Source organism: Streptomyces sp. NBC_01275 (assembly GCF_026340655.1).
Lineage (GTDB): Bacteria > Actinomycetota > Actinomycetes > Streptomycetales > Streptomycetaceae > Streptomyces.
Window position 1 is genome coordinate 196,473 of the sequence record NZ_JAPEOZ010000001.1, and the last position, 11,885, is coordinate 208,357.

Here is an 11,885-nt window from a genome sequence, read left to right on the forward strand (position 1 = left end):
GCGACGGGCGGGGACCTGGCCCATGTGATCGCATGGCAGGTTTTCGCAGCAGGCGGAAACCCAGGTCAGGGGAGAAATCCATGCCCAACACGAAGCGCCGACGGCTCCTTGTCAGAGGCGCGGCCACGGCCGTCGCCGTGACACTCGGCGCCACCGCCCTCGCCGCCTGCGGCTCGTCCGACGACGACGGCGACGCCGCGTCCGGCCCGGTCTCGCTCACGTACTGGACGTGGACGCCCGGCATGGACAAGGTCGTGGACCTGTGGAACAAGGGTCCGGGCAAGAAGGACCAGATCACCGTCACGGTGAAGAAGCAGGCGTCCGGCGACACCCTGGTCACCAAGATCCTCACCGCGCACAAGGCGGGCAAGGCGCCGGACCTGGTCCAGGCCGAGTACCAGGCGCTGCCGACGCTGGTCAGCAATGACGCGCTGGCGGACATAGCCAAGAACGTCGGGAACGCGAAGGACAAGTTCGCCGAGGGCGTCTGGCAGCAGACGACGCTGGGCACGGACGCCGTCTACGCCGTGCCGCAGGACATCGGCCCGATGATGTTCTACTACCGCGCGGACCTCTTCAAGAAGTACGGCCTGACGGTCCCGGGGACCTGGGAGCAGTTCGCGGAGACCGCCCGTGCGCTGAAGAAGAAGGCCCCGGACACGGACCTCACCACCTTCTCCGCCAACGACTCCGGTCTCTTCGCGGGCCTGGCCCAGCAGGCCGGCGCCAAGTGGTGGACCACCTCCGGCGACAAGTGGAAGGTCGGGATCGACGACGCGGCCACCAAGAAGGTCGCCGACTTCTGGGGCGGCCTCGTCAAGGAGGGCGCCGTCGACAACCAGCCGATGTACACCCCGGCCTGGAACAAGGCGCTCAACACAGGCAAGCAGATCGCCTGGGTCTCCGCCGTGTGGGCCCCGGGCACCCTGACCACCGCCGCGCCCGACACCAAGGGCAAGTGGGCCATGGCCCCGCTCCCCCAGTGGTCCAACAGCGAGAACGTGACCGGCAGCTGGGGCGGCTCCTCCACGGCCGTGACGACGGACTCGAAGCACAAGGAGGCCGCCGCGAAGTTCGCCGCCTGGCTGAACACCGACGGCGACGCCCTCAACGCGCTGGCCAAGGAGAGCGGCATCTACCCGGCCTCCACCTCCGCCCAGCTCAGCGGCGCCTTCACCACCCCGCCGGACTACTTCTCCACCCAGGCGGACTTCTACACCACGGCCGCCGAGATCGCGAAGACCACGGCGCCGTCGGCCTGGGGCCCGAACGTGAACGTCGCCTACACGACCTTCAAGGACGCGTTCGGCGCCGCCGCCAAGGACAAGTCGGACTTCACCGTCGCCCTGGAGAAGATGCAGTCCGACACGGTCGCGGACCTCAAGAAGCAGGGCTTCGGAGTCTCCGAGTGACCACCGCACGCCGGAAGTCGTACGGGGTCAAGGGGGCCCCGTACGCTTTCCTTGTCCCCGCGACGATCCTCTTCGCCCTGTTCTTCGCGCTGCCCATCGGGTACGCGGTGTGGCTCAGCTTCCACAAGGTGCACGTCTCCGGCCTCGGCCTCGGGGCGGGCGCTCGGAAAGAGGTCTGGGCCGGCGTCGAGAACTACACCGACGCCCTCACCGACAGCGAACTGCTCGACGGCGCGCTGCGCGTCCTCGGGTACGGCTGCATCGTCGTCCCCGTGATGCTGGGCCTGGCGCTGCTGTTCGCACTGATGCTGGACACCGAGAAGGTACGACTCGCCCCGTTCACCCGGCTCGCGATCTTCCTGCCGTACGCCATTCCCGGCGTCGTGGCGGCGCTGCTGTGGGGCTTCCTGTACCTGCCGTCGGTCAGCCCCTTCTACTTCGTGCTCGACAAGCTCGGGATGCCGCAGCCGGACCTGCTGGACGGCGGCCCGCTGTACCTCGCCCTGTCGAACATCGCGGTCTGGGGCGGCACCGGCTTCAACATGATCGTCATCTACACCGCGCTGCAGGCCATCCCGGCCGAGGTGTACGAGGCGGCCAAGCTGGACGGCGCGACCCCGTTGCAGGTCGCGCTGCGGATCAAGATCCCGATGGTGGCGCCCTCGCTGGTGCTGACCTTCTTCTTCTCGATCATCGCGACGCTCCAGGTGTTCAACGAGCCGACCACCCTCAAGCCGCTCACCAACTCCGTGTCCACGACGTGGAGTCCGCTGATGAAGGTCTACCGGGACGCGTTCGGCACGGGCGACATCTACCAGGCGGCCGCCGAGGCCGTGATCATCGCGTGCGCCACGCTGGTGCTGTCCTTCGGGTTCCTGCGCGCGGCCAACCGGCGGAACAAGCAGGACGCCAGTCAAGGAGCAGCGGGATGAGTTCTCTTGCCGTACAGAAGGCCGCTTCGGCGGCAGGCGCCACAGGGACCGCCCAGAGCCGCCCGCCGCTGCGCAGCCGGATCTCGCTGGTCCCGACGGTCACGCTGCTGCTGGGCGCGCTGTACTGCCTGCTGCCGGTGGCGTGGGTGGTGATCGCGTCCACCAAGTCCGGCAGTGAGCTGTTCTCCACCTTCACCTTCCTGCCGGGCACGGGCTTCGCCGACAACCTCAAGGACCTCAACGCCTACCGCGACGGCGTCTACTGGAAGTGGATGGGCAACTCCGCCCTGTACGCCGGTCTCGGCGCGCTGCTGTCGACGTGCGTGTCGGCGTTCAGCGGGTACGCGCTGGCGATGTACCGCTTCCGCGGCCGCGAGACCCTGTTCAACGTCCTGCTCGCGGGCGTGCTGATGCCGCCGATCATCCTCGCCATCCCCCAGTACCTGCTGATGGCGAAGGCCGACCTCACGGACTCCTACTGGTCGGTGCTGCTGCCGCAGATCCTCTCCCCCTACGGCGTCTACCTCGCGCGCATCTACGCGGCCGCGGCCGTGCCCGGCGACGTGGTGGAGGCGGGCCGGATGGACGGGGCGAGCGAGTGGCGGATCTTCACCCGGATCGCGCTGCCGATGATGGTGCCGGGACTGGTGACGGTGTTCCTGTTCCAGTTCGTGGCGGTGTGGAACAACTTCCTGCTGCCGTACATCATGCTCAGCGACGACGAGCGGTTCCCGATCACGCTCGGGCTGTTCACGCTCCTCGAGCAGGGGGCCAACACTCCGGCGCTGTACACGCTGGTGATCACCGGCGCGTTCCTCGCGGTGATCCCGCTGGTGGCGCTGTTCCTGGTCGTCCAGCGGTTCTGGAGCCTGGATCTGCTGTCCGGAGCCGTAAAGTCATGACCATGAACAATGGTGCGGGGGGCAGGCGCAAACCGCCGACCATCCACGACGTGGCCCGCGAGGCGGGAGTCTCCCGAGGCACCGTCTCACGTGTGCTCAACGGCGGCCACTATGTGAGCCCATCGGCGGCGGAGGCGGTCAACGCCGCGATCCGCAGGACGGGTTACGTCGTGAACCGGCACGCCCGCTCGCTGATCACCGGCCGCTCGGACTCCGTCGGCTTCCTGCTGACGGAGCCCCAGGAGCGGTTCTTCGAGGACCCCAACTTCAATGTCCTGCTGCGGGGTTGCACCCAGGCGCTGGCCAAGCACGACATCCCGCTGCTGCTGATGCTGGCCGGCACCGAGGACGAGCGGCGGCGCATCACGCGGTACATCACCGCGGGGCACGTCGACGGGGTGCTGCTGGTCTCCAGCCACTCCGGGGACCCGATCGCCACGGAGCTGCGCGAGGCGGGCGTGCCGCTGGTGGCGTGCGGCAAGCCGATCGGGATCGGGTCCAAGGTCAGCTATGTGGCCGCCGACGACCGGGACGGCGCCCGGGACATGGTGCGCCATCTGCTGGCGCAGGGCCGCCGCCGGATCGGCGTGGTCACCGGCCCGCTGGACACCCCGGGCGGTGTGGAGCGGCTCGCCGGCTACAAGGAGGTGCTCGCCGAGGCGGGCGTCGAGCACGACGAGCGGCTGGTCGTCTCCGGCGACTACAGCCGGGCCAGCGGCGAGGCGGGCGCGGAGCTGCTGCTGGCGCAGGCGCCGGACCTGGACGCGGTGTTCGTGGCGTCCGACCTGATGGCGCAGGGCGTGCTGACCGCGCTCCAGCGGGCGGGGCGGCGGGTGCCTCAGGACGTGGCGGTGGGCGGCTTCGACGACTCCCCCGCGGCGACCGCGGCCAGCCCCTCCCTCACCACGATCCGCCAGCCCTGGGACCGGATCAGCAACGAGATGGTGCGTGTGCTGCTCGCCCAGATAGGGGGCGAGGATCCGGCGGCGGTGATCCTGCCGACGGAGCTGGTGAAGCGCGAGTCGACGTGAGCAGGCGTTCGGGCGCGCTTCGCGCAGTCGGTCAGGAATCGAGAAGCGGCCTGGCGCCCCTCGGCCCTAGCGTGGAATCACCGGCGGATCCCGTCGGGCCACGTATCGGCGAGGAGTGAGCCACCATGACCACCACCGGACTGCAGACGATCATCTACCCCGTCAAGGACCTCGACCAGGCGAAGGCCCTGTTCAGCGTGCTGCTGGAGGTCGAGCCGTACGCCGACGAGCCGTACTACGTCGGTTACAAGGCGGCGGGCCAGGACATCGGCCTCGACCCCAACGGGCACGCCAAGGGCATGACCGGGCCGGTGCCGTACTGGCACGTCACGGACCTGCGCGAGCGGCTCGCGGCGCTGCTGGCGGCCGGGGCGGAGCTGCTCCAGGACGCGCAGGACGTCGGCGGCGGCCGGCTGATCGCCTTCGTGAAGGACGCGGACGGGAATCTCGTCGGGCTGATCCAGGACCCGGTCGCCTGACCGACGCCTGGCCGACGTCCGACGGGCGTCCGATCGACGTCCGGCCGACGTCCGGCCGACGTCCGACGTCCGACGGCGCAGGACTGCTTGCACCCGCACTAGTTGCACAGTCAACAAATGGCTTGATCGGTGTTACCGTGCGGGTATGGCAGCGAAGACGGCCGCGGTGGGCCTCGAGGATCGATGGCGGGACATCCTGTCGGTGCACGCGCGCACGATGTGCGAGATCGACCGGGCGCTGCACCCGCACGGCCTCGGCGCCAGCGACTTCGAGGTGCTCGACATCCTCGCCTCCGAGGCGCCCCGGGAGGGCGACCAGTGCCGGGTGCAGAACCTGGTGGGACGGGTCCATCTCAGCCAGAGCGCTCTGTCCCGCCTCATCGGCCGGCTGGAGAAGGACGGCCTGGTGGAGCGCTCCGTCTGTGTGGAGGACCGGCGCGGGGTGTGGGTCGCCCTCACCCCCAAGGGCCGTGACCTGCACACCGAGGTGCTGCCGCTGCAGCGGACGGTGCTGGAGCAGATGCTGGGCCCGAGTCCGGCCCCGGGCGACACCGAAGGCTAGGGCCGCTTCCCCTCCGGCCTGCGGTCGACCGGTCGCCGGGGTGGGACCGGGGTCGTCGGGAAGTCGCGTGGGCCGGTCCACAGGGCGGGGACCGCGTCGCAGCGGCGGCACAGCTCGTAGGCGACCGTCTCGTAGTTGACCCGCCAGCCCTGGAAGTGCGGCCACGCCTCCTCGGTGCCGCGTTCGGCCCGGAAGCCCGTCGACTCCAGCATCGACACCGCCGCCTCGAACTCGCCGTAGGTGAGCCGGATCGGGGTGTCCGGGGGCGGGTCCGGGTCGAAGGGGAAGCGGATCGAGCGGGCGATGTCGCGCAGGGCGGTGAATCCGGCGCGCAGCACCAGCCGGGCCTCCGGCGGGGCGCTGCCCGGCGTCAGCGCCAGCTGCACGGCCGCCGCGTCCATCACCGCGACGAGCCCGACCAGCCAGCTGCGGTACGGGCGCGGGGAGCGGAACGCCAGCAGCACGGGGTACGTCGCATGGCTCTCCCCCATGTCCGCGGCGAGCCGCTCCCACGCCCGGTACAGCTCGGGCAGCGCGGTCTCGGTGTCGACGAGCCACTGCCGGGCCAGCAGCTCCGGTCCCCAGGCGGGCTCGCCGGCCCGGGACTGCAGCAGGGTGACCTCCAGCTCGCGGCGGTTGTAGGCGGCGTAGAGCGTGGGGAGATAGGCGATCTGCAGGGCGATGACGACCGGTCCGGTGACCGCGGCGACGAAGTCGAGCACGGACAGGCGCAGCCGGGCGCCGCTGGCGAAGCCCAGGGTGAAGAGGCTGGAGCCGGCCTCGCGGAAGGCGGTGCCCCAGGACAGCGGGGACAGGGCGTACAGCAGCAGGCCGTAGCCGACGAAGGCTCCGCCGAGCCAGATCGCGAGCATCCCGACCAGCATCAGCGGGGCGAGCCAGGCCTGGGCGCGGTCGATGGCCTCGTAGCCCCGGCGTCGCGCCCCCAGGTGCAGCAGGCTGCGCAGGGTCCACCACAGCCGGTAGACGACCACGGAGTAGAGGCCGCGCGGGACGACCAGGATGCGCAGGACGCTGCCGAGGACCAGGGTGAGCACGAGTCCGCCGGCCACGCCGGAAAGCCAGATCATGAGGTCATTCTGAACCGGGCGGACGGGCAGCTCAGTACGCCAGGAGTTCCCGTACCGCCGCGAACGCCGCCTCGACCGTCGCCGGGTCCGTTCCCCTGCGGGCCAGCGCGCTCATCGGGATGGGGGTGACGGCGGGCAGGTCCGTGTACGGGCTGAGGCCGTCGGGGGTCGGGCCGACGGCGGCGAGGAGGGCGACGCCCTGACCGGTGCGGGCGATGTCGAGGACGCCCGCGAGATAGCCGGCGTCGCCGACGACCGTCGAGGGCACGCCGTGCGCGGCGAGGGTCGCGATGGCCCGGCGGCGGATCGCGCACGGGTCCTCGACGGCGACCAGCGGCACGGGCGCGGGCGCGGGCGGCGGCCGCCAGCCGGGGGTGGCGTGCCAGGTGAGCGGGAGTCCGCCGACGGGCGTGCCCTCGGTGGCGGCGGCCTCGGTGACGTACACCGCGACGTCGACGCTGCCGCGCTCCACGGCCTCCACCAGGCGGGCGGAGCGGTCGATGCGGTAGCGGACGCGGCAGCCGGGGCGCACCTCCTGCACGGCGGCGGTCAGCCGGGGCAGGAACTGGTCGGCGGCGTGTTCGGTCGAGCCGATGGTGACCGTGTCGACGTCGACGTCGAGCAGGGTGCGTGCGGCCTCGTCGTGGACGGCGAGGATACGGCGGGCCTGTTCGAGCAGCAGTCGGCCCGCGGGGGTGAACCGGGTGCCGCGGCCCTCGCGTTCGACGACGGCCTGCCCCAGCGTCTTCTCCAGTTTGCGCACATGCTGGCTGACCGCGGACTGACTCAGGGCGAGCGTCTCGGCGGCACGGTGGAAGCCGCCGCAGTCGGCTATCGCGGTCAGGCTGCGCAGGGCCACGATGTCGAGCACGGGTCGGGGCATGTCGGCGACGGTATCCGCTTCCGCGTTCGATCGCGAGAGCTGATCGGTTTCGATGCGGAATCATCGTTGGACGCGATCGGTCACGGCCGGTCATGATGAACGCATGTTGCACGCGACCGCTTCTGCTGCCCTTCTGACGCAGCGCCGAGTCATCGACTTCGGCGTGGCGTGCAGCGCGCGCTGTCGCTGACCCTGCCCGCCCGCTCTGCGGCGACCTCACTTCCGGTTCTCCGGTCTCCTCGGGTTCTTCGGCTTCTTCGGATTCCCCCGGTCTTTCTGCCGTCCGGCCCCCCCTGATCACTGACACGTGACAGCCGCTACGGCCTGCCTTTCCCCCTGCCCTCGCCTTTTCCTCTGCCCTCGCCCCTTCCCCCTGCCCTCACCACGGGAGCTGCTCTCTCATGCCCTCCTTCTCCTGGGACGAACCCGACGGCCTCGCCGCCCGCGGCACCCTGATCGTGCTCGCCGGACGCGGTGAACACGGCGGTGTGTACGAGCGGTTCGGCCGCCGGCTCGCCTTCGACGCCTACCGGGTCCGCGCCCTCGGCGATCCGTCCGCCGACCCCGCCGTCCTCGACGAGGCCGCGAAGCTGCTCGCCGACGAGTCCCTGCCGGGCCCCAAGGTGCTCGTGGGCTCCGACACGGGCGCCTCGTACGCCGTCCGGCTCGCCGCCGAGCAGACCGCGGGCGTCGACGCGCTGATCCTGGCCGGACTGCCCACCGCCCCCTGGAGCGGCGGGAGTTGGGACGCGGAGGCCGAGGCGCGCACCGCCTGCCCCACACATCAGGACAGGCTGACGAACGACCCCGCCTTCCGGCGCGGGGCCCTCGGCGAAACCCCGGAGCTGCCCGAGCTGCGCCTGGACCTCGTGCGGGTCCCGGTGCTGGCCCTGCACGGCGCGGACGACACGGTGAGCCCGCTGGAGGCGGCGCGCGAGGCCTACGCGGACACCGACGTGCGGCTGGTGGCCTTCCACGGCGGCCGGCACGACGTCCTCAACGACGCCTTCCACCGCACCGTCGCCGCGACCGTCGTGCTGTTCCTGGAACGACTGCGCCTCTCCCCCGAGCTGCCCCTGATCGCGGCGGGTCCGGCATGAGCGTGACGACGACGATCGAGGAGCTGCGCGCCGCCCTCGACTCCGACCGGCCGCCCGTCGTCCTCGACGTGCGCTGGGCGCTGGGCGATCCGCACGGCCGCGAGCACTACGCCGAGGGCCATGTCCCGGGGGCGGTCTACGTCGACCTGGACCGCGAGCTGGCCGCCCCGCCCAGCCCCGAGGGCGGCCGGCATCCGCTGCCCGACCTCGCCGCGCTGCAGACGGCGGCCCGTCGTTGGGGGGTCGACGGCGGCCGGGCGGTCGTGGTGTACGACGACCTGGGCAACACGGCGGCGGCCCGGGCCTGGTGGCTGCTGCGGTACGCGGGGGTCGACGAAGTGACCCTGCTCGACGGTGCGTTGGGCGCGTGGCGGGCGGCCGGGCGGCCGCTGGAGTCCGGGATCCCCGCCGCCCCGGCCCCGGGCGAGGTCGTGCTGCGGCCCGGTGCTCTGCCCGTCACCGACGCCGACGGCGCCGCCGAACTGGCCCGGACCGGGCTGCTGTTGGACGCCCGCGCCGGGGAGCGGTACCGGGGGGAGATGGAGCCGGTGGACCCGCGGGCCGGCCACATCCCGGGCGCGGTCTCGGCGCCCACCGGGGAGAACCTCGCGGCCGACGGACGATTCCTGCCGCCCGAGGCGCTGCGCGAGCGGTTCGAGAAGAAGGGGGCGACGCACTCGACGAGGGCGGAGGACGTAGGGACGGCAGGGGCGGAAGGTCTGGGGACGGCGGGGGCGTCGGGGGCGGCTGCCCGGATCGGCGTGTACTGCGGTTCCGGTGTCACGGCCGCCCACCAGATCGCCGCCCTGGAGATCGCCGGTTTCGAGGCCGTCCTCTTCCCCGGCTCCTGGTCCGCGTGGTCCGCCGATCCCGCCCGCCCGGCCGCGACCGGCCCCTCACCGGCCTGACAAGGAATCCTCACCATGACGACGAAACCGCTGGAGGCGGCCGCGCCGCCCGCGCAGGACGCGCCGCCCGACCCGACCACATCCGCCCGCGTCACCATCCGCGGCGCCGCCAAGTCCGGCCGCCGCCGCACCGTCCCCCGTTCCGTACGCCGGTCCGCCGGTCCCGTGGGCCTGGTCCTGCTGTGGTTCCTGGCCTCGGCCACCGGAGTGCTCCCGGAGTCCGTGCTGGCCTCGCCCGTGGACGTGATCCGGCAGGCGGTGGAGCTGACGAAGAGCGGCGAACTCCCCAGCGCGATCGCCGCGTCGGGCCGCCGGGCCGCCGTCGGCTTCCTCGTCGGCGCCGCCGTCGCCCTGAGCCTCTCCCTGCTGGCCGGCCTGTTCCGGCTGGGCGAGGACGTCATCGACTCCTCGATGGGCATGTTCCGGGCGATCCCCTGGGTGGGTCTCATCCCCTTGTTCATCGTCTGGTTCGGCATCGAGGAGACCCCGAAGATCGCCCTGGTCGCGCTCGGCGTGACCTACCCGCTGTACTTCAACATCTACGGCGGCATCCGCTCCACCGACGCCCAACTCGTCGAGGCCGCCCGGATGATGGGGCTCGGCCGACTCGGACTGATCACGTACGTGATCCTGCCGAGCGCCCTGCCCGGTGCCCTCGTGGGGCTCCGGTACGCGCTGTCCACCGCCTGGCTGGCGCTGGTCTTCGCCGAGCAGATCAACGCGGACGCGGGCCTCGGCTATCTGATGAGCAACGCCCAGCAGTACTTCCGTACGGACGTCATCGTGCTGTGCCTGGCGGTGTACGCACTGCTCGGCCTCGCCTGTGACTTCGCCGTACGGATCCTTTCGCGCCGCCTGCTGACCTGGCGGGCCAACTTCGAGGGCGAGGCGTGAGCGGCATGGCCGACAGTGTGGAAATACGGGGACTCTCACGGGCCTTCGACGGCAACACCGTGCTGCACGCGCTCGATCTCGACATCCGCGAGGGCGAGTTCGTGGCCCTGCTCGGGCACAGCGGCTGCGGCAAGTCGACGCTGCTGCGGATCCTGGCGGGGCTGGACGACGAGATCGGCGGCGAGGTGACCGTGCCCGCCCGGCGCAGCGCAGCGTTCCAGTCGCCGCGGCTGCTGCCCTGGCTGAAGGTGTGGCGCAACGTGGTCCTCGGGCTGCCCGGCCGCCCCGACAGGGAACTGGCGCGCAGGGCGCTGGACGAGGTCGGCATCGCGGAGCGGGCGGACGTCTGGCCCAAGACGCTCTCCGGCGGCCAGGCCCAGCGCGTCTCGCTGGCCCGCGCCCTGGTCCGCGAGCCCGAACTGCTGCTGCTCGACGAGCCGTTCGGCGCACTGGACGCGCTCACCCGCGGCAAGGTGCAGCAGCTGGTCGCCCAGCTGTGGAAGTCGCACGGCTGCGCGATCCTCCTGGTCACCCATGACGTGGAGGAGGCGCTGCTGCTCGCCGACCGGGTCCTGGTGATGGACGAGGGCCGCATCGCCCACGAGCTCACCGTCGACCTGCCCCGCCCCCGCGACCTCACCGCCCCCGACTTCGTCACCCTGCGCGCCCGTCTCCTGGGCTGGCTCGGCGTCACCCGCACTCTGGAAGGAACCTCCTCGTGATCCGCAGAATCGCCTCCGCCGCACTGAGCCTCACCGCCCTGCTGGCGCTGACCGGCTGCGGTGCGGACTCCTCCGCCGACGCCTCGGCGAAGGGCCAGGTCACCCTCACCATCGGCGACCAGGCCAAGACCCTCCAGACGATCGTCGCCGCCTCGGGCGCGCTCAAGGGCGCCGAGTACAAGGTGAAGTGGGCCGAGTTCCAAGGTGCCGCGCCGCTCTACCAGGCGGTGCAGGCGGATGCCGCCGACACCGGGTTCTCCGCCGATCTGCCCGCACTCCAGGCACTGAGCGGCGGCGTCAAGCTCAAGAACATCGCCGCTCTCAAGAACGACGGCACGCACGTCGGGATCGTGGTCCGCAAGGACTCCGGCATCGACCGTGTGAAGGATCTCAAGGGCCAGAAGGTCGTGGTGTCCTCGGCGAAGGGCAGTGTCTCGGAGTATCTGCTGGCCAACGTCCTCAAGCAGAACGGGCTCAGCTACCAGGACGTCAAGGTGCAGTACCTGCTGCCGACCGACGCGCAGGCCGCCTTCGCCTCCGGGAAGATCAAGATCTGGGCGACCTTCGGCGTCTACCAGGCCGTCGGCCTGGAGCAGGGCGGCAAGCTCCTCGTCGACGGCGGGGACGGCCGGGTCAGCGGCATCGGTTTCGTCAACGCCTCCGACAACGCCCTCGCGAACTCCGCGAAGAAGAACGCCCTGAGCGACTTCCTCCAGCGCCTGAGCACGGCGTTGAAGTGGACCAGCACCCACAAGGACGCGTACGCGAAGGCCATCGTGGAGCGCAACGGCGCCGACGCGTCGGTGGCGAAGACGCTCGCCTCGGCCGCGTACAGCCAGGTGCTGCCGATCACGTCGGACGTCAACACGACGGTCCAGCAGGTGGCCGACCTCATGAACAGCATCGGGGTCCTCGACCCGAACGTGGACGTGGCCAAGACCGCCGACACCTCCCTGCTCAAGTGACCTTCGC

General features: G+C 71.3%; 13 protein-coding genes. 11 read left to right on the plus strand and 2 right to left on the minus strand.

What is annotated here, in order from left to right; all coding sequences use genetic code 11:
* Positions 1-80: 80 nt before the first annotated feature.
* The 6 genes from OG562_RS00900 (at position 81) to OG562_RS00925 (ending at position 5,318) form a co-directional block, all read left to right on the plus strand.
* Positions 81-1,412, plus strand: a complete 1,332-nt coding sequence (locus tag OG562_RS00900; RefSeq protein WP_266392274.1) for an ABC transporter substrate-binding protein — start codon at positions 81-83, stop codon at positions 1,410-1,412.
* Positions 1,409-2,344, plus strand: a complete 936-nt coding sequence (locus OG562_RS00905; protein ID WP_266392277.1) for a carbohydrate ABC transporter permease — start codon at positions 1,409-1,411, stop codon at positions 2,342-2,344. The genes OG562_RS00900 and OG562_RS00905 overlap by 4 nt, the downstream gene beginning before the upstream one ends.
* On the plus strand, positions 2,341-3,246 hold the full coding sequence (locus tag OG562_RS00910; RefSeq protein ID WP_266392280.1) for a carbohydrate ABC transporter permease: 906 nt from the start codon (positions 2,341-2,343) through the stop codon (positions 3,244-3,246). The genes OG562_RS00905 and OG562_RS00910 overlap by 4 nt, the downstream gene beginning before the upstream one ends.
* Entirely contained in the window at positions 3,243-4,277 is a 1,035-nt protein-coding gene (locus OG562_RS00915; RefSeq protein WP_266392283.1) for a LacI family DNA-binding transcriptional regulator, read from the plus strand. The genes OG562_RS00910 and OG562_RS00915 overlap by 4 nt, the downstream gene beginning before the upstream one ends.
* A 125-nt stretch (positions 4,278-4,402) precedes the next feature.
* Complete coding sequence (locus OG562_RS00920) at positions 4,403-4,756, plus strand: VOC family protein (protein ID WP_266392285.1); 354 nt, start codon at positions 4,403-4,405, stop codon at positions 4,754-4,756.
* Positions 4,757-4,901: 145 nt separating this feature from the next.
* Positions 4,902-5,318 (plus strand): MarR family winged helix-turn-helix transcriptional regulator, encoded by a 417-nt coding sequence (locus OG562_RS00925; protein ID WP_266392288.1) that lies wholly within the window; start codon positions 4,902-4,904, stop codon positions 5,316-5,318.
* Here the strand turns inward: OG562_RS00925 and OG562_RS00930 are convergent.
* Together OG562_RS00930 and OG562_RS00935 are read right to left on the minus strand one after the other, a co-directional pair.
* A complete protein-coding gene (locus tag OG562_RS00930) occupies positions 5,315-6,406 on the minus strand; it encodes a hypothetical protein (protein ID WP_266392290.1) in 1,092 nt (363 codons plus the stop codon). The two genes, OG562_RS00925 and OG562_RS00930, sit on opposite strands and share 4 nt — an antisense overlap.
* Before the next feature lie 31 nt (positions 6,407-6,437).
* The gene (locus OG562_RS00935) at positions 6,438-7,289 is read right to left on the minus strand and encodes a LysR family transcriptional regulator (protein ID WP_266392293.1); all 852 of its coding nucleotides are present in this window, start codon (positions 7,287-7,289) and stop codon (positions 6,438-6,440) included.
* Positions 7,290-7,690: 401 nt separating this feature from the next.
* Between OG562_RS00935 and OG562_RS00940 the strand changes: the two genes are divergently transcribed.
* Genes OG562_RS00940 through OG562_RS00960 form a run of 5 tightly spaced genes read left to right on the plus strand, consistent with a single transcriptional unit; the run spans position 7,691 to position 11,878 of the window.
* Positions 7,691-8,389, plus strand: a complete 699-nt coding sequence (locus OG562_RS00940) for an alpha/beta hydrolase (protein WP_266392302.1) — start codon at positions 7,691-7,693, stop codon at positions 8,387-8,389.
* The gene (locus OG562_RS00945) at positions 8,386-9,297 is read left to right on the plus strand and encodes a sulfurtransferase (RefSeq protein WP_266392305.1); all 912 of its coding nucleotides are present in this window, start codon (positions 8,386-8,388) and stop codon (positions 9,295-9,297) included. The genes OG562_RS00940 and OG562_RS00945 overlap by 4 nt, the downstream gene beginning before the upstream one ends.
* Positions 9,298-9,312: 15 nt before the next feature.
* The gene (locus OG562_RS00950) at positions 9,313-10,191 is read left to right on the plus strand and encodes an ABC transporter permease (protein ID WP_266392308.1); all 879 of its coding nucleotides are present in this window, start codon (positions 9,313-9,315) and stop codon (positions 10,189-10,191) included.
* Between the two features lie 5 nt (positions 10,192-10,196).
* The gene (locus OG562_RS00955; protein ID WP_266392311.1) at positions 10,197-10,913 is read left to right on the plus strand and encodes an ABC transporter ATP-binding protein; all 717 of its coding nucleotides are present in this window, start codon (positions 10,197-10,199) and stop codon (positions 10,911-10,913) included.
* Positions 10,910-11,878 carry an ABC transporter substrate-binding protein gene (locus OG562_RS00960; protein WP_266392314.1) on the plus strand — a complete coding sequence of 323 codons (969 nt, stop codon included), beginning with the start codon at positions 10,910-10,912 and terminating at the stop codon, positions 11,876-11,878. Before OG562_RS00955 ends, OG562_RS00960 begins: the two co-directional genes overlap by 4 nt.
* The last annotated feature ends 7 nt before the right edge of the window (positions 11,879-11,885 follow it).

Coding starts and splice junctions, on each gene's coding strand:
- OG562_RS00930 (WP_266392290.1), bottom strand. CDS start 6,406: ATGATCTGGCTTTCCGGCGTGGCCGGCGGACTCGTGCTCACCCTGGTC.
- OG562_RS00945 (WP_266392305.1), top strand. CDS start 8,386: ATGAGCGTGACGACGACGATCGAGGAGCTGCGCGCCGCCCTCGACTCC.
- OG562_RS00900 (WP_266392274.1), top strand. CDS start 81: ATGCCCAACACGAAGCGCCGACGGCTCCTTGTCAGAGGCGCGGCCACG.
- OG562_RS00915 (WP_266392283.1), top strand. CDS start 3,243: ATGACCATGAACAATGGTGCGGGGGGCAGGCGCAAACCGCCGACCATC.
- OG562_RS00910 (WP_266392280.1), top strand. CDS start 2,341: ATGAGTTCTCTTGCCGTACAGAAGGCCGCTTCGGCGGCAGGCGCCACA.
- OG562_RS00920 (WP_266392285.1), top strand. CDS start 4,403: ATGACCACCACCGGACTGCAGACGATCATCTACCCCGTCAAGGACCTC.
- OG562_RS00950 (WP_266392308.1), top strand. CDS start 9,313: ATGACGACGAAACCGCTGGAGGCGGCCGCGCCGCCCGCGCAGGACGCG.
- OG562_RS00935 (WP_266392293.1), bottom strand. CDS start 7,289: ATGCCCCGACCCGTGCTCGACATCGTGGCCCTGCGCAGCCTGACCGCG.
- OG562_RS00940 (WP_266392302.1), top strand. CDS start 7,691: ATGCCCTCCTTCTCCTGGGACGAACCCGACGGCCTCGCCGCCCGCGGC.
- OG562_RS00925 (WP_266392288.1), top strand. CDS start 4,902: ATGGCAGCGAAGACGGCCGCGGTGGGCCTCGAGGATCGATGGCGGGAC.
- OG562_RS00955 (WP_266392311.1), top strand. CDS start 10,197: ATGGCCGACAGTGTGGAAATACGGGGACTCTCACGGGCCTTCGACGGC.